Source organism: Arthrobacter sp. 10T44 (assembly GCF_056393885.1).
The window spans coordinates 107,088-122,470 of sequence record NZ_JBFTGT010000004.1; the positions used below are offsets into that span (position 1 = coordinate 107,088).

General features: G+C 61.8%; 19 protein-coding genes and 2 pseudogenes. 9 read left to right on the forward strand and 12 right to left on the reverse strand.

The window, feature by feature from the left end; genetic code table 11:
• Positions 1–620 precede the first annotated feature (620 nt).
• Entirely contained in the window at positions 621–848 is a 228-nt protein-coding gene (locus AC1DBL_RS08385) for a hypothetical protein (RefSeq protein ID WP_476925907.1), read from the forward strand.
• 123 nt (positions 849–971) lie between these two features.
• Here AC1DBL_RS08385 and AC1DBL_RS08390 read toward each other — a convergent pair whose 3' ends face one another.
• The 4 genes and pseudogenes from AC1DBL_RS08390 to AC1DBL_RS08405 all read right to left on the reverse strand — a co-directional run.
• On the reverse strand, positions 972–1,463 hold the full coding sequence (locus tag AC1DBL_RS08390; protein ID WP_476926055.1) for an NUDIX hydrolase: 492 nt from the start codon (positions 1,461–1,463) through the stop codon (positions 972–974).
• Positions 1,464–1,762: 299 nt separating this feature from the next.
• Positions 1,763–2,044, reverse strand: a complete 282-nt coding sequence (locus AC1DBL_RS08395) for a winged helix-turn-helix transcriptional regulator (RefSeq protein ID WP_476925908.1) — start codon at positions 2,042–2,044, stop codon at positions 1,763–1,765.
• On the reverse strand, positions 2,041–2,445 hold the full coding sequence (locus AC1DBL_RS08400) for a VOC family protein (protein ID WP_476925909.1): 405 nt from the start codon (positions 2,443–2,445) through the stop codon (positions 2,041–2,043). Before AC1DBL_RS08400 ends, AC1DBL_RS08395 begins: the two co-directional genes overlap by 4 nt.
• A gap of 345 nt (positions 2,446–2,790) precedes the next feature.
• Positions 2,791–2,997, reverse strand: a pseudogene (locus tag AC1DBL_RS08405) (ATP-binding cassette domain-containing protein); the annotation flags it as partial.
• Between the two features lie 97 nt (positions 2,998–3,094).
• Between AC1DBL_RS08405 and AC1DBL_RS08410 the strand changes: the two are divergent.
• The gene (locus tag AC1DBL_RS08410) at positions 3,095–4,276 is read left to right on the forward strand and encodes an MFS transporter (protein WP_476925910.1); all 1,182 of its coding nucleotides are present in this window, start codon (positions 3,095–3,097) and stop codon (positions 4,274–4,276) included.
• Between the two features lie 84 nt (positions 4,277–4,360).
• On the opposite strand, the gene AC1DBL_RS08415 is transcribed toward AC1DBL_RS08410, so the two are convergent.
• The 3 genes and pseudogenes from AC1DBL_RS08415 to AC1DBL_RS08425 form a co-directional block, all read right to left on the reverse strand.
• Entirely contained in the window at positions 4,361–4,663 is a 303-nt protein-coding gene (locus tag AC1DBL_RS08415; RefSeq protein ID WP_476925911.1) for a DUF4193 domain-containing protein, read from the reverse strand.
• Positions 4,664–4,780: 117 nt separating this feature from the next.
• Positions 4,781–5,053: a hypothetical protein gene (locus AC1DBL_RS08420; protein WP_476925912.1), complete on the reverse strand. Its 273-nt coding sequence runs from the start codon at positions 5,051–5,053 to the stop codon at positions 4,781–4,783.
• 18 nt (positions 5,054–5,071) lie between these two features.
• Positions 5,072–5,317: pseudogene (locus AC1DBL_RS08425) on the reverse strand (IS21 family transposase); the annotation flags it as partial.
• Between the two features lie 410 nt (positions 5,318–5,727).
• Here AC1DBL_RS08425 and AC1DBL_RS08430 point away from each other — a divergent pair.
• The 3 genes from AC1DBL_RS08430 to AC1DBL_RS08440 all read left to right on the forward strand — a co-directional run bounded on the left by AC1DBL_RS08430 (position 5,728) and on the right by AC1DBL_RS08440 (position 7,875).
• Positions 5,728–6,315 carry a DinB family protein gene (locus tag AC1DBL_RS08430; protein WP_476925913.1) on the forward strand — a complete coding sequence of 196 codons (588 nt, stop codon included), beginning with the start codon at positions 5,728–5,730 and terminating at the stop codon, positions 6,313–6,315.
• Between the two features lie 720 nt (positions 6,316–7,035).
• Entirely contained in the window at positions 7,036–7,389 is a 354-nt protein-coding gene (locus AC1DBL_RS08435) for a hypothetical protein (RefSeq protein WP_476925914.1), read from the forward strand.
• A gap of 213 nt (positions 7,390–7,602) precedes the next feature.
• Positions 7,603–7,875, forward strand: a complete 273-nt coding sequence (locus tag AC1DBL_RS08440) for a DNA gyrase subunit A (protein ID WP_476925915.1) — start codon at positions 7,603–7,605, stop codon at positions 7,873–7,875.
• Between the two features lie 211 nt (positions 7,876–8,086).
• Here AC1DBL_RS08440 and AC1DBL_RS08445 read toward each other — a convergent pair whose 3' ends face one another.
• Positions 8,087–8,467: a hypothetical protein gene (locus AC1DBL_RS08445; RefSeq protein WP_476925916.1), complete on the reverse strand. Its 381-nt coding sequence runs from the start codon at positions 8,465–8,467 to the stop codon at positions 8,087–8,089.
• Positions 8,468–8,804: 337 nt separating this feature from the next.
• Here AC1DBL_RS08445 and AC1DBL_RS08450 point away from each other — a divergent pair, with 337 nt between their 5' ends.
• Positions 8,805–9,242 carry a hypothetical protein gene (locus AC1DBL_RS08450; protein WP_476925917.1) on the forward strand — a complete coding sequence of 146 codons (438 nt, stop codon included), beginning with the start codon at positions 8,805–8,807 and terminating at the stop codon, positions 9,240–9,242.
• Between the two features lie 723 nt (positions 9,243–9,965).
• Positions 9,966–10,403, forward strand: coding sequence for a hypothetical protein (locus tag AC1DBL_RS08455; protein ID WP_476925918.1), 438 nt, complete (start codon positions 9,966–9,968; stop codon positions 10,401–10,403).
• A gap of 66 nt (positions 10,404–10,469) precedes the next feature.
• On the opposite strand, the gene AC1DBL_RS08460 is transcribed toward AC1DBL_RS08455, so the two are convergent.
• Positions 10,470–11,048 carry a suppressor of fused domain protein gene (locus AC1DBL_RS08460; protein ID WP_476925919.1) on the reverse strand — a complete coding sequence of 193 codons (579 nt, stop codon included), beginning with the start codon at positions 11,046–11,048 and terminating at the stop codon, positions 10,470–10,472.
• A 365-nt stretch (positions 11,049–11,413) separates the two neighbouring features.
• On the opposite strand from AC1DBL_RS08460, the gene AC1DBL_RS08465 reads away from it, so the two are divergent.
• Together AC1DBL_RS08465 and AC1DBL_RS08470 are read left to right on the forward strand one after the other, a co-directional pair.
• The gene (locus AC1DBL_RS08465; protein WP_476925920.1) at positions 11,414–11,665 is read left to right on the forward strand and encodes a hypothetical protein; all 252 of its coding nucleotides are present in this window, start codon (positions 11,414–11,416) and stop codon (positions 11,663–11,665) included.
• A gap of 263 nt (positions 11,666–11,928) precedes the next feature.
• Entirely contained in the window at positions 11,929–12,291 is a 363-nt protein-coding gene (locus tag AC1DBL_RS08470; protein WP_476925921.1) for a hypothetical protein, read from the forward strand.
• A 148-nt stretch (positions 12,292–12,439) separates the two neighbouring features.
• Here the strand turns inward: AC1DBL_RS08470 and AC1DBL_RS08475 are convergent, their stop codons facing one another.
• The 3 genes from AC1DBL_RS08475 to AC1DBL_RS08485 form a co-directional block, all read right to left on the reverse strand.
• A complete protein-coding gene (locus AC1DBL_RS08475; protein ID WP_476925922.1) occupies positions 12,440–12,613 on the reverse strand; it encodes a hypothetical protein in 174 nt (57 codons plus the stop codon).
• 531 nt (positions 12,614–13,144) lie between these two features.
• Entirely contained in the window at positions 13,145–13,492 is a 348-nt protein-coding gene (locus AC1DBL_RS08480) for a hypothetical protein (RefSeq protein WP_476925923.1), read from the reverse strand.
• A 527-nt stretch (positions 13,493–14,019) separates the two neighbouring features.
• Positions 14,020–15,363 carry a ParB/RepB/Spo0J family partition protein gene (locus AC1DBL_RS08485; RefSeq protein ID WP_476925924.1) on the reverse strand — a complete coding sequence of 448 codons (1,344 nt, stop codon included), beginning with the start codon at positions 15,361–15,363 and terminating at the stop codon, positions 14,020–14,022.
• Positions 15,364–15,383: the final 20 nt, after the last annotated feature.

The window sequence follows — 15,383 nt, forward strand, 5'->3', positions numbered from 1 at the left end:
CCGCTCAGCCGGTGTTAGCGTGAGGGCGATTGGGGGAGGAACAGTGCTATTGCTCGGGTGGGGCTTGTTGGAGCGTTTTGTCCAGGCCGACGTTGCGATCCGCACGACGGCCGGCGCGGGTGTGCCTCCGGTAACGGCTCTCGTTCTCGTTGCTCTGGTCGTTGCCCTGGCAATCCTCATGGCGCGTACCTTCCATGCGCTTCTCTGCAGCCTTCCGGCTCCAGGGGTCCACTCTGTCGCCCTGGGTCTGCGTGATCTAAACGGTCCAGGCTTCCTGTCTTTGGTTCTATCCGCACCCGTCGGCGCGACAGGTCCCCGTGCCCCGGGCGGACGTCCCCGTCGCCCCGGGAGCCTCCACGCAGCCCTCTAGAATCCGACTCCGACTGACCCCGGCACTCTAGCCGTACACGGCTGGAACGTGCCTCCGCGCTGCTTGCGCGGCCCCTCCCGGACGACCCTCAGAACACTTCTCTGACTGCCGCCACAAGGAGCTCATCGCCATGTCCCCCAATACCGTCGTGCCCTCACGCCGCTCCAAGCCCTCGCGGTACCGATCATCAGCTCGCCGTCGCCTTGGACTGCTCTGCAGGCTGGTCCCTCGGCTCTGTCGCCGTGTGGCTATGCGAGCCACTCTGTTCGGCGGGTGGGTCTGGTTCGCGGCCGGCTCGCTGGTTGGATTCGAGGCTTTCGACATCATCTTCGGCACGTTCGCCCTCGCTCCGGAGCTGCTCCCGCTCGTCATCCTCGGGCTCGCACTGACCTGGTATTTCCGCGGTCAGTTTCGAAGGTTTTCGACGCGTGCCCGCGCGTATCGGCGCCTCCGACGCCTACGTGCCGATCGCAGCTGACTCTGCCGGCAGGCCCATGGTTCTGCGGACGCCTTGGCGCCCGACAGGGGATCCCTAGCGGGCGCTCCGCTGGCGATGATCCAGACGAGCCGCGTCATGCAAGAAGCGCTGCTATCGCAAGTCCTACGGGGCGACTAGAAGTTTGCGGACGCAGTCACGGAGATCGGCGAGAACTTGGCTATCCGGATTGCTGCGCGCGAGGGCTGCCATACCGCGGCAGGCAAGTCCAGCGTCGGTGAGTTCTCCGCTGACCAGAAAATCCATGAGTTCTGAAACGGGAAGAAGGCGCACGTGGCCCGATTCAGACTCATCCCACGTCGTCTCATATGTCTCTGAAGCGTTGGCCGCGATGACGAGGTGCTTACGTCTCGATGAGTTCGCAGCCCACCACTCTGAGCCGGTGTAGAAGGCTGATTCTGAGTGGTAGCCGGTTTCTTCTCGTAATTCTCGAAGAGCTGCAACCGCGGGTTGCTCGTTGCTGTTGAGGTATCCCCCGGGGAGTTCGGGCAGTGCCTTCTCGGGTCCAACGCGGAACTGTTCGAAAAGGACGACGTGACTTGCTGCAGGTGTGAATGCGAGGGTCGCTGCAGAGTCACGGCCGGCAATGACGCCCAGTCGGTCACGGCTCCACTTGGCTCTTCATAGGTTTGACGGTTGATCATCACGAAGCCTTTGTACGCGGTCGTCGTTCGGATCTTTTTCCAGGTGTCGCTGACGGGCACAGTTCTCCTTCTCTGAGTGGCTAAACAGTCTCAACGCGTAGCGCAACGACAACCGAAGCCGACACGCCAAGGCAGCGAACCCTCCACCATCAGCTCAACACCCTGTACGCCTCTATGGATCCAGCCCGCCCAAGTGTTGCAGGGGCAGAGCCCAGCCAACTCGTCGGAGCGTATCGCGATTCCGCGCCACGCCTAGGCCTCATCGCTGCCCCAGCGTCCTAGCGCGATGATCGCCTCACGCAACGCAATTCCGCGGTCGGTCAGCGCATAGGCCCGGGTGTTGTGCCGGAGGGGCAGACGGGACAGTACCCCGGCCGTCTCGAGCTCGCGCAGGCGGGTCGCGAGAATGTTCGTCGGCACTCCGAGGTCGCGCTGCAGATCGCCGTAGCGCTGCGGCCCGTCGAGCAGCCGCTCCACGATGAGTAAGGCCCACCGTGCTCCCACGATATCAAGTGCCGCGGCGAGGTCGCTCACTCCGTCGGATCGGCGTCCGGTTTCATCCAAAACGGCGAGTAGTGATAGCCGTCAGGGTCGTCGAACTGGCGCTGGTACATGAATGGGTAGTCGTCGATATCACCGGTCCGCCCGCCGGCGGCACCGGCGCGCTCGACGAGCTCATCGACCGCCTGACGGCTGCCGAGGTCGAACGAGACAGTGATCTTCGAGGGCGTATCTGGTCCGCCGACCAGCTCTTCGGCGCCGCCGACGCTCGCATACATCTCTCGGCTGCCGAGCATGACGTACTGCTCGGGCGCGATCGCGAAGCATGACACGTTGTGATCGGACATTTCTGGGTTGAGGGTCCAGCCCAGGGCGGTGTAGAAGGCGGTCGCGCGCTCGACGCTCTCGACCGGGCAGGTGATGAAGAGGCTCATGCGGCTCATACTTGCAAAATGCAAGTCCGACGTCAAGATCTCGGCCGCGCGGCCCGCAACATCCAGGCGTGTAAGGAGCACGTTCAGAGGTACGCGGGATCTTGTTCACGTTCGAGCTGCGGCGACGTCCAGCGGTAAGTGGCGGCGTTTGGGCGGCGCTATTTGTCGCGCTCCCATGGGCCAGCCGGATCGCCTGGTTTCTGATTTCGATGTTCTTCGGGCCGATCGCGACGTTCCTGATCGTGGTCCTTCCGCCGCCGGTGGCGGTCGCCGGGATCCGCAGGCGGCGTGGTTCGTCGGGGTGATGGCGGTGCGATCCCTTGCCGCTCGTTGGAGTGCCCAGGAGGGCAGGTACCCGAGCCTGGCCCCGTCCTGCGGGGCGAAGGGCTCGTCGCCGATGTGCAGGGTCCCCGCGGTCGGCTGATAAATCCCTGGCAAAGCCCGGAGGGTCGTGGTGTTCCCCGAGCCGTTGCTGCCCAGGAACCCGAACGTTTCCCCGGCCCGAACATCGAAGGACAGGTCCCGGATGACCGTCGTCTCCCCGAAGTCCATCCGGAAGTCTTTGATGTGTTGTCCCGACAGGCGTTGCGACGTGCCCGAGCGATGGAAACGCGAGGGTGATCCGTGAATCTTCACATAGGATCCGGGCATGGGGACTCAGCCGGATCGAAGGACAGCAGCGGGCACTGCCGCGACCCTGATCGGAGGGTCGGCGGAATTGCTGGACTTCCTGATCCCGCTCTGGGGCGGCACCGAACTTGGCATCACGCCAAGCGCGATCGGCGCCCTCATCGCCGTTGAGCTCGTCGTCTCGGTGATCGCTCGTCCGCTTTCCGGTTGGCTGGTCGACACACGGGTGCGGACGACAGTTGCTGCGGCCGGAGCACTGCTGTATGCGGTGAGCTGCATCGGCTACGCCCTCGCGACGTCGCTTCCGCTGGCCTTCGCCGCTGCTGTCGTGAGCGGCGTGGGCGGGGCGTTCTTCTGGATCGCCGTCCGGGCGATCGCGGCCGAGTCCCTCGATCGTGACTCCGGCTCCCTGGCCGGGCTGCTGTCATCAGAAGCACTCGGGTCGTGGTTCTTCTGGATTCCGGCGATGGTCCTCCTGCCGCTGATTGGCTTCAGCGGTGTCTTCGGAACCCTCGCCGTTGCCTGTATCGCCGCGGCGGTCCTGCTGTTCCGGGTGCCACGATTCCTGGCGCCGCCGCAGGAGCAGACGCCGGGCGGGATCCGGGGCGATGGAAAGCGCCTCGCCCCGCTGCTGCTGATTGCGCTGATGACCGCGGTCGCCGAGTCCGGGGTGTCGCTGCTTCTGCTGCTGCACCTGCAGAAGGCGCTCGGGCTCGAGGTCTACCAGATTGCACTCACCTACCTGCCCGGGGGCATCGCGCTCACGACTCTTCCCCGCGTGCTGCATCGGTTCGTCGAACGGCGGGGCCGGCGCACTGGATACGTCATCGCGTCCGCCGCGTCGGCACTGACTGCGGCCGGTCTCGCGTTCTCGCCCGGTCCGCTCGTGATCGCCGCGCTCTGGGTCCTGACGAGTGCCTCCTGGGCAATCCTGCTGCCGATCCAGCGGGCGGTCGTAGCCGAGGTCAACGGGCACCGCGTAGGGCGCGGCATGAGCCTGCTGACCAACTCCGAGATGCTCGGCGCGGCCGCCGGGTCTCTGCTGGCGCGTCTGCTGTACGAGGTCGGATCCTGGCAGCTGTCGTGCCTGATCTTCGCCGGGGTCATCCTCAGCGGAACCATCCTCGGCCCGCTCGCGCTCACGAAGCTGGGCGTCCGCGGCCGCCCCGCCCCCGGCCTGGCGGTCGCGAGCGGCGCGTAGCTCAGCCCGCTCGACGGGGCAGGTAAGAAACCGCCGTCAGGACCTCCTGGCGGCCAGACCATGACCGGCAACGGACAGACTGTGTCAGGCTGCGCATTCAGTGCAGTAGCGGTGACCGTTTTTCTCACTGGCGATCTGGGAACGGTGTCGGACGAGGAAGCAGGCGTAGCAGGTGAACTCATCCTCTGCCTGGGGGATGACATGGATGATGAGTTCCTCGCCGGAGAGGTCGGCGCCGGGGAGTTCGACGCCATCAATGGTCTCTGTCTCGTTCAGTTCCAGGACGACGCTGCGGGCGTCGGATGAGTTGGCTTCTTTGAGGGCCTCGAGGGACGCGGCGCGAGATTCCGCGACGTCGGGTTTCACTTCGTCGTAGTCGGCTGCCACGGTAGCTTCTCATTTCCTCGGGATGATTCTGCGGAGTGGACGCTACCGGACACCTGCCGCCCCGGGCGGTTTCAGACCGGATGGGCGCGCCGCCGGCGAGGGGGCACCACTGGGCTGCTACAGGGCCTCGAGCGCGTCTACTTCGGCGGCATCCAGCAGGGCTATTGAGTCTGCCCCGGTGGCCCGGGCCAGATCGTCCAGAGATTTGAAGTGCACCCGGGCGAGGGTGATGGCCACCAGTTCGAGGTAAGCGGTGCCGTTGCGTTGTTCCAGGCCGTTCAAGTATTCGTACATGCGCCCTTCCAGGGCGCCGGGTCCTTCGGATTCTTCCGCGGCGAGCCGCGTCAGTGTCAGGGCTGCGAGGTCCGGGTTGTCGTAGATGAGTCCCATGGGCCAACGCTACCCACCCGCGCCCGGGGCGTGTTCCTGCGGGATGAACGCCTCAACCCGGCGGCCCGCCTCCACATCGATCTCGGCCCGGCGGATCCGGACATAATCACGCACCGTCGAATACGACAGCTCCTCCGCACCATGCTCCTCAATGAGCCGGGCCAGGATCCTGCGGGCAGTATGGCGCTGCTTCCTCGGCGCCGCCGTGTCCTCGGTCAGCATGGCATCGATCGCCGCTCTGAACGGCTCCAGCCGCCAGGCAACCGCTTCTCTCGGCTTGCGTGGCAGACCCCAAGGAGACCGATTGTGGATATCGACCCATCGGGTGAGCTCAACCTCGGCCACATCCTCAAAGCTGCGGGGTTGGCGCGCGATGATGTGATGGTTATCCGGCACACCCTTAACCCTGGTGGTCTGACGAGCCGGGCGGCTGCGGTGGGTACTGGGCTGCTGGCGTTCACACGAGAACAGGGAATTAGGACAAGTCACGAACACGTGAACCGGTCGCCAGATCTGACTCGATGTGTCTCATAACCTAAGTGTCCTGAATCCCTAGGGATTCGAGACACTGAGGTTATGAGACACCTGGTGCCGGTCAGGAAATGAGTTCAAATGCCGGTAAGGGGATCCTCGAGCGCACACCGGCGGCAGCAGTAGCCTGTAGCGTTCAGCTCATGCCAACCGATACGAATGACAGAGCGGCGCAGCTTCGTGAGTATCTGAACGATGCCCGCGAAGCAATCTTGTGGAAATGTGAGGGCTTGAGTGATGCCCAGGCGCGTTCTCCCCTTACTCCGACAGGCACGCACGTCATGGGCCTACTGCTCCACTTGGCCGTCATCGAATCCCAGTACTTCATTTCATGTCTTGGACGGGAAATTGAGAACCCCGTCATCCAGGGCGTTATCGCATCCCGGGACGCTCAGGCAGACTTCCTCCCGCCGCCGAATATGACGCTGGCCGATGCGGTCAAGATCTATCGGGAGACAACCGTCGCAGCAGATGCAGTGCTCGACGAATTGGAGCTGGATACACCGGCCGTGGTGCAGTGGTGGACAAAGCATCGCCACACTACGGTAGAACGCCTCTTGGTGCATATGATCGCCGAGTCTCACCGTCATGCCGGACACTTGGACATCGTGCGCGAGCAGTTGGACGGTTTCATCGGTTTGCGCCCATCAGCGCCAAACATTCCAGGCCTCACGCCCGATCAGTGGGAAGAGCAGCGTCTGCAGATAAAAGAGCTAGCCGACGGAGCATAGGGCGTCGTCTGTCATTTTGGACTATCCGGGCTTACTTGCAGCACCCCAGATGAGGATCCTCCACCGGTCGCACACACCGTTGAACTGCGTCATTGCGAGCTGGGGTGTGGGCTTCCACGCTTTGTGGCGGCGTTCTGTGATCGCTCTCTGTCGCTAGTTGCCGACGACGAGTATGCGCGCGGCAGCTTCCGATCGGCCCGTCTCCCCAGTCACGCAAACGCGGGGTTGTAGGCTCAGGGAATGTCAGTTGATTGGGGGATGCAGACTCAGCGCGGAAGAGTACTGCCTGTCTTGGCCGGACTCGTCCTTGCGCTGGCGGGTTGTACGTACAGTGATCCCCCTGGGCAGACAGTTAGCTCATCGTCCGAAGGGGCGACGGTGCCGCCCCGGTCATTTGAGGAAAACGTTGGTGACGTGGCCCGTCTGCTTGGCGCATCCGTAACGGACGCTGGTATGCCTACGGAATCAGAGCCTGCCGGGAAATTGGCCACTGTACTTGCGCCCGGGGACTATGTTGTCACGGCCGCGTGTGCTGGCGGCTACTTTGCCAAACTGACGATCGTTGAGGGCGATGGGCTTCCGCTGTCAACAGACGTTGACTGCGACGCCACGTTCCAGCGATTCCTAAGGCACGCGGGCGGTCCCATCACGATTAGCGCGATCCCGTCGACCGGCAGGCCCACAGCCGCCGGGGTTGCCATCGGGCCCAACACTGACCCCATGGCTTCAGCGCAAGCGGACATGAGCGAATGGTCATCAAAGCAACTGAAACCTGCAGTGCCAGGAGAGAACTTCGGCTCCGCGGCTTCGAATTCCCCCACCAGCTTTGGAATGTCCGCCAAATCCGGCACTTACGAATTGCAGTTCTTGTGTGAAGGACCCTCCGGGACCGAACTGTCGGTGGCCAGCTGGTCCGGTGCCGAAGTCGTCGCCCCGGTGCAGGTCCATTGCAATGGGAACATCTTCAAAAGGACGGTACAGCTGGAATCCGGCACTGACAGAGTAGATTTCAAGATGAAGCCCGGCGATGGCGCGGAGACCCGATACGCTTTCAGGCTCGTTCCGCCCACGTAGCTCCCACAATCCAGACGCGTCGATCTCGGCCCGGAGTCTTGGAAACCTACAGTTTTTTGAGACACGAAAATCATGCCCTGGAGGATCGAAGCTGTCGCTATTCGAACTCCGCTGCACAAACTGTTCAAAGTCGTCTGCTAAGCGGACGTGCCCACAGGGGGAACCGCAGCCGGACGCAATGCCGAATGACCTCCGTCGTGCAAGAATCGCCGCATGGATGAGGATGAGCGGCGGATAAGGGACGAATTGATGATCCTCGATGCCTTGCTACGGGCGATGGACCGGCGTGACGAGGTCTTCCAGGTGATTGAAGATTCAGAGGACGAGGACGAAGCAAGACGTCGGGTGGGTCAGCTGTTGGGCGTGGACGAGTTGGGCAGCAGGGTAGTCCTCGACATGCAAATTAGAAGGCTCACCCGGGACCAGCGTCAGAGGCTCGCTTCCCGGGCAGCAGAACTTAGATCAAAGTTGCCGGATGGCCTCTGAGGACATCGTGTTCTCTGTCGATTACTGGTTCTGCCAGCATCAAGACTGAGACGCGGCTAATCGCCGTAGTGGCCGCGCCCTCTTGCGACTCGGGCTTGCAATCCCTTCCCCTGTGGGGCCTGCCGTCAGAAGCGCCGCTGCAGGCCCTGCAGTATCAGGGTGATGCAGTAAGGGATGCCTTTCGGGGCGTACGTGACGCACCGGGCCCGGCTCAGTAAAGAACAATGGTCGCAGTTCCATTCAGGAGGCAGAAGCTTTGAAAAGGTTCTATGTTGCGTCGAGCTTCAGGAATATCGTCAACGTCCGGTACGTCGCGCAAACCTTGGAAAGCAAGGGCTACGTCAACACGTACGACTGGACCCAGAACGCGTCGGCGCGCGATGCGGGTACTGTCACCCTCGGTGATCTGCGCTCCATCGGGCAGCATGAGAGAGATGCAGTGATGGGTGCCGACGTCGTCGTAATCCTGCTTCCAGGCGGGAAGAGCACGCATGTTGAGCTTGGCATTGCGATCGCGCAAGGCAGAAGGACAATCCTGCATTCGACGGACGAAATCATCAACGACCTTGAGGCCACCAGCACGTTTTACCACCTACCTGAGTTGGAGAAGTGCCACGGAACTCTAGACGACCTCTTAGCTATGATCGTCGGCCGAGAAGTGACCTCTGCCCCTGTCTGACTCGATTCGTGTCGCAGTGGGGGATTCCCTACCGGACGCTTATAGCGTCCGATGGACCACCGGCATATGGGACGGGCTTGAATGTCAATCCAGACAGACCCCTAACGGGACGACGCCACTAATTCGGTGGCCAAAAGGAGTGGTCGACCTGATTCCCCTAACGAACCATGTGGACACCGTCAGTGCTCGTAAGTCCCTTGGTCGTGGTCTTCGTGTACCGTCATGGAATCGATAGCTTGGGGGCAGCGACATGACACGTTATCCATTTCCGGTTATTACCGCCGTGGTCGGCGCAGCACTACTGCTGGGCGGCTGCTCCGGCCAAGCCGGGCTAAAGGCCTTGGACCGTGCCGCGACGCCGGAAGACAAGCTGCCGCCAGGCGTCACCTTCCAACAGGATGTGAAGGCGGACAGCGCCCGCCTGCTCGCCACCCGGGATGGTGTCAGGTACTTTGCCGCCGAAAATGACGATGCCACGGTGGCCTGCGTGGTCGTCGTCCCGCCAGGTGAAGATCCCCGCTGGATGGCCGGCTGCAGCACCCTGAACACGACCGGCCGGATCGTCGAGGTCTCAAGCGTGGGCAGCGCATCGGCCAGCATGCTGATCGCAGACGGCTCCGACACCCGCAAGCTGGAATCGGAGGGGTGGACCAAGGTCACCGAAAACATTCTCGTCTCAGGTGGTTAGCGGTCGGTGGCCTGACGCCCGTTTGAGTGATTGTGTCAACTTGATTGGAGCCCACCAAGACGGCCCGACCGGTACCCAGGTGCGGCCGTGATGCTGTCCAGGGACCAGGTCCACGGACGTTGTAACAGTCTTCCGTCGGGTGACAGCTGTTAACGACGCTCAGCGATTAATTGGAGCGTATTAGGTAGGGCTTGGTGTGTGACGAGGCAAGCGTTGGACAGACGAGCAAGGATGCCTAGCACAGCGCAGTTCCAGTCCGCGCTAGTGGTTCAGTTTTGCAGAAGCTGCGCCCCGATGTTCCCAGTGGTGAGACCGCGGGCGGTGTCCCGGTTTGGAACACCGCCCGCGGGATATTCGCTCAGTGTGGTTCGCTCAGGCTAAGCCCTCGGTTTAGTCGACGCCCGCCTTGAGGCGATGGTCAGACTTAGTCCGGCGGCCGCGGCAATTACCGCGCCGATTAAGGACCAAGCAACCACTTCCATGGGCCAGGACGGTCCTTGCGATGGATCAAGTCGAGAGGTGTTTATCCCGAACACTTGCGCGCCAATCCAGATGTAGGCGATCACGAGGAGCATGATTGCGCCTAGCACTCCGGCGACTATGAAAAGTACTTTCGAGGCCTTAGACATGTTCGCAACTCCTGATTGGTCTTGATCCTGCTTAGGGGTTACAACGGTACGTCAGGTTCAACTGGTCGCCCCAGTACATCCACCGTCACCTCCGATGTCGGCCGGTCCCGCCACCACCCAGTGGCCCCCGCCAACGATCCCGGCAAAAGATCCTGACGTACTTGCCCTGGAAACCCGCAACTACGAGGAACTGGAAAAGAAGCTGGCTGCTTCGCCCGGGACGGTGCTACTGACTGACTCCGGACCTGTCGACGGGCCGGTGGTTGGCTTCCGTAAAGCCGCAACCGTCAAGACAGCCGGTTTCTACCACGTCACAGTGGCCTGCGTCGGCACGAAAAATGCCCAGGTCGCACTGATGCAGAATGCTTCAAAAACCACGGTCGCCACGTCCTTCACAGTTGAGTGCTCGAAACCTGAGACGCACATCGTCCAGCTGGATCGAGGACATGTCGGCACTCAGTTGACCGTCCGCCGCGATCCCGGTGCTGCGTGGACTGGTGCGGTCGCCGGCATCAAGATCACCGCGCCATAGGCCTACCACTCAACGCAGCGCTAAATGTCACCCTGGTGCCCGGTCAGGGATCCCCATCTGGATGCCTTATGGCGATTCTGCGCTGCCCAGAAGATGAGGGAGAGACCGCTCGTGGTTCCAAACTTCCACTTCCTCAGCGTTCCAGACATCAAACAACGCATCTACGCCGTTGCTACGCGCATGCTCAATCTCTTGAGCAAAGAGCGGAGCGGAGTCGAGGAATTTGATGTGGCTTCCGTTGCTGAGAGCAAGATCGGGTAGCAGCTCAGGAGAGCGGTCGAAGAAGATCCATCCAGTGAAAGCGAGTCCGACGATGACTGGTTTCTGTTGATCCAGTATCTGAGAGTCTCGCAGGATAATTCCAGAGTCCCTGGCATTGCTGGCCAATGCGACTAAGGCGTCACGGAATCGATCTGACTTACTAGCAACGCCCGAGTAGAGCTCCACCCCGTGACCAATAGATCCCCTGAGCGCAGCCAGGGACATCCCGTAACTCGCGTAAAAGTGAATCCGCATACGATTCGCTTCAGCGTTCCATTCGTGCAGAGAAACAGGTGGGGGCTGCATCCCCGGCTCACCCCATCGCATGGGATCTGCACCGATATGCGTACGGTAATGCGCATCCAGCTCTTCGGCTAAAGACACTTAGGCCTCCACATGGTTGATCCCCCAGACATTGTCATCAATCTACCGAAGGAGCAGCGGGGATCCTGCCAAACGGTTGGGAAACACAGCCGGATTGAAGCTGGCGCGGCACCCTGATGGCGGCCCAGTGCAGGTAGTGTCCGTGGAGGGATCCCCGAACGGGCGCCGGAGCGCCGATGATACACCGGCTCGGGCAGGGATTCTGAAGCCGTTCATTGGTGCTCACGTGGCCCGGCGCGCAACCCCCAATTAGGTCGATTGGAGCTATTGCCACTTCGGCATTGCCCCTGCAACACTCAGGTCATTCGCTTCGGCCCACTGCGCAATCGTCCGGCCAGTCCACCATGAAGAGATCGGACTCATCGATGGCTATGACTTCTCTGACCAAGGCCCGGTTGAGGAAAGCGACATTGATCGTTCTCGTGGTCACGATTGTTGCTTTCGTGTCGGCTCTCGTTATCCGGGAGTCGGACCACGGTTCCTCCCCATTGCTGACCATCATCTATCAGGGCCTCGGTGGCATCGCGGGACTGGGTACAGCCTTCGTCGTGGTCTTTGTTCCCATGTATGCGTGGCAGGAAAGCCGAAAGAACGGCCGCGAAGACGATCGGCCTTAGTGATCAACGCTTCCATAAGCCGATCCTCCACCGGGCGGGCTGTACCGTCGACTTCGGAAACTGACAAATAACCAAGTTGCCGCACCAAGCCATTCTGACTCGAAAAGTCCAAGTGACACTGGTGCTGACCGACCCATGCGGACCGTACGCCTAACACGCGGATCCATGCGTCAGCTGGGGTGGCTTCTGGTAGCGTCTGCAGTCACGCATAGCTTCAACTTGGGGGTCAATTGAAGAAGAAGTACCTTGCCGCTACTGGCCTGGTGGTGCTCAGTACCACCATGGGCACCTCGATGGCAGTTCAGGCAGCGGCAACGCCGGCCCAGGAAGCCCCTGCCAGTACAGAATCCCACATTGGGGGTTACGAGGGGTGGTGGAATTCGACGCCGACATCGGGGGACGCTAGTGGACTTCCGCGCGAGACGGTAACGGTAGATACCAACACCGGAGAGGTCATCGACGCTTTCAACCGCACCCTTAACGAGGCCGGCCAACCAACACGACTCTCCGATGTCAGCTACAAAGTCAGACGCGATGCCGCTTGGCCCCGGGACACGATCGTCATCGTGGACACATCCACCGGGAAGGTCATCGAACAGTTCCCTGCGCACGGTGCGGGGAAATAGGCCCAGAATTTTCCGGTGGCCTTCATATTCGTCTTGAATCGCAAGACGACTATGGGGCTGGGTGGCCTACTCAAGTGAAGAAGCATCTCCAGGGTGCCGTCCCAGGTTCAAACGAGCCAAGAAGCGAAGCTAGGTGTACCGGCGGAGGCTACGGGAGGTAGTTGAGGTAAGGATTGTTCAGGGGCGCCGCGACGATGCAGATCAGCAGGGCCGCTGCTACCCAGAGCATCCAGCCGCGGTTGAACCAGGGCCCAGATGCCGACCTGACCCCTTTGAAGGTGAGCACAGGAAAGACAACGAGTTGGGCCAGGGTGATTATCATTTCGAACTTTCGCCATCCTGACTTCGGCGCACAGGACGCTGGTAAGTATTCGCCGTCGCAGACAATCGCACGCCAACCGACGTCAAAACCCACCAGGGATCGAAGCGTTCCTGCGTACGCACCCCAACCAAGGACAAGGATGGCAGCGACGGCAGCCCACGCGATCAGAGATCTTCTACGGCTGCCCGGTACCCAGTCGGAAATCTGAGTTCTTGTTGCTTCCCCCATGGTTCCACCCTAGATGCATCTGTGAGCGCCTGCGCCTCGGGCCTGCTTCACCCCATCCCGGAACAGCTTCCCGCTTGAAAACTATCGCCATCGACCAACGTGCGATGGAACTTCTCCTGAAACCGTCTCAACCTATTGTCGGATAGACCGAGGCGATCACGTCTTCTTTTGAAGTTGACTGCGCGAACACCAAGTGTCCACAGAGGGATCCCCTAGTGGACCGTGCCGCAGAGGGTTTCCCTCAACGTGACCCCTGAATGTTGCCAGCCTGTCGCGCTGCCAGCAACCCAATGGGTCACGACGCTAATGAGGTGCGACAACGATCTGGACGTCGTCTTCGTAGAGAACCTTTCCTGGATCATTTGAGTAGAGCACCCGCCAGCCGACGTCATAGCGATGTAGAAGTTCCGTGTAGAACTCCACTCCGGTCACCAGATGCGCAGCCGTGCGCTTGAACCAGGACTGGGCTGACGGGTTGGTTGCACGGTCGTAGACGGATCTGTCCACCGTCGAAGGGTCCGCGTATGCGGCGTTGTAGTGATCGTTCGCGCTGCGCCAGGATGCCCAGTCCTCGGCGCTAAGTCTCCCGTCCTTGGCCAAGCCGTTGGCGAGAGCGAAGACGCCTGGGTGGAATCCGCGGCCGTTAGGCATGCTTGCCTCATAGCGCACAAACTTCTCTTCCATGCAGCCCAGCCAATCACCTGTCCTCGTATGTACGGCCGGAATTGGCGCTGTGTCGCGCGAACGTCCCATTCAGGGTTCCTCTTTGGTCCTCGCCAAGCACCTGTTTCGGTAGGCCTATCCGAACTGACGAATTAGGCTGGAAACAGTCCCGACGGCCGCTCCTAGCAGAAACCCTGCGCCGACCTTCAAAACGGAAGGGCCGGCACATGATGTGCCGGCCCTTCCTGGGTTTCCCTCTGCAAAGGAAATATGTGGTTCAGCTTAGCTGAATGGTTGCGGTGCTGCCGCGGGCCGGTTACCTCGTTGTTCCTGGTCCCGCGGGTGCTGGCTGGCCTGCTGCGTGGTCGCGGTTAATGGCGGTCCGTCGCTGGTGAGTGGCTGCTTTGGTTCGCCCTGGGCGGCGGACCGCCCCACTTCTGGGAGGTTCCTGGCCTTGCTGGGGTGAGTGGCCGGGCGGCTGCCTCTGGGGTACAGTCGCCCGGCTCACTGTCCGTTTACTCGGTGTCGGTGGTGTGCTTGTCGATGATGATCTGCTCCACGGCACTTGCCGTGTAACCCCAGGCGGTGAGCTGGTTCAGGTAGTGGAAGTGCCGCTTCTCGGCGGACCGCCATGAGTCTTTCTGAATGGTCTTTTCATACCCGGCGCAGATCAGGGCGATGAGGGAGAACTCGGGCCGTGCGGTGGTCTTGGCGGTGTGATCCCGCAACGGGTTCCAGCCCCACCGGTCGGTGTCCTCTCCGGTCTTGGCTCCGATCATCTCGGTGGCGACCTTGCCGTCGTAGCCGCTGGCCGTTTCGGGGTCGTGGGTGATGGCGTGGACGGTGAAGTACTGCCAGCCCTTCGGCGCGGTCTTCCGTGACAGCAGGGTCTTCACGAATTCACGCCTGACCTTCGTGGCGCTCTCCATCTCGCGGTTATTGGCGATCAGGGTCTTCCGCTCGGCTTTCTGTTCCTCGGTCATCGGGCCTTTCTGGGCCTGCGTGCCGCCGTCGTAGCGTTCGTACTTCGGGGTGAAGCCCAGGTCCTGCCAGCCGGTGATGACCCGGTTGGCGTTGTGCTGGCCCCGGTAGTCGGTGCTGATCAGGTAGGAGTTGGCGTCCTCGTCGGTGGCCGGTTCCCCGTCGGCCCGCTTCGCGGCCGAGACGTACAGGTTCTCTTCGTTGGCATAGTGCCCGGCGTCCTCCACGATGGTCTTGCCCTGCGCCTCGAGCTCGGCGATGAGGGCGGCGAGGGCGGCGGCACGGTCGCGGCGGTCCCGGAGCATCTGCGCGACGTGCACGAGCTGATCGGGTTCGTCCGCGATCACGGACTCCAACTCCTCCGTGGCGTCCTGGCTCCCTTCAAATTCGGCCATGATGAGCGCTTCATCTATGGTGTATCCCTTGCCCAGGGCGGCGGCTCCGGCGCTCGAGGACTTGGCCTTCAACGCACCTTCCACGGTGGTCTTGGTCCGCCCGGTCTTCTTGGCGATCGCGGCGGCTGAGACCCCGATCAGGGACAACTGGTGGTAGGCGTCGGCCTCGTCCGCTTCGGTCAGTTCGGCGCGCTGGATGTTCTCCACGACCTGCGTCACGATCCGTTCGGCTTCCTCGGGGGACTCAATGATCATCACCGGGATGCTGGCGCGTCCGGCTTCAACGGCCGCGCGGGTGCGGCGCTGTCCCATCAGGACGTGCACCACGCCGTCGTCCTTGCGGTGGGCGATGACGGGTTCCATCACGCCGTGCTCTTTGATGCTGGCAATGAAATCGGGCGTCAGGGCGGCGTCCTTGCGGACGTTGATGTCCACGGTCAGGGTGGCCGGGTCGAGCATTTCGAGGGTGGGTGTGGTGTTCATGGTGTTGCTCCTTTTGCAGA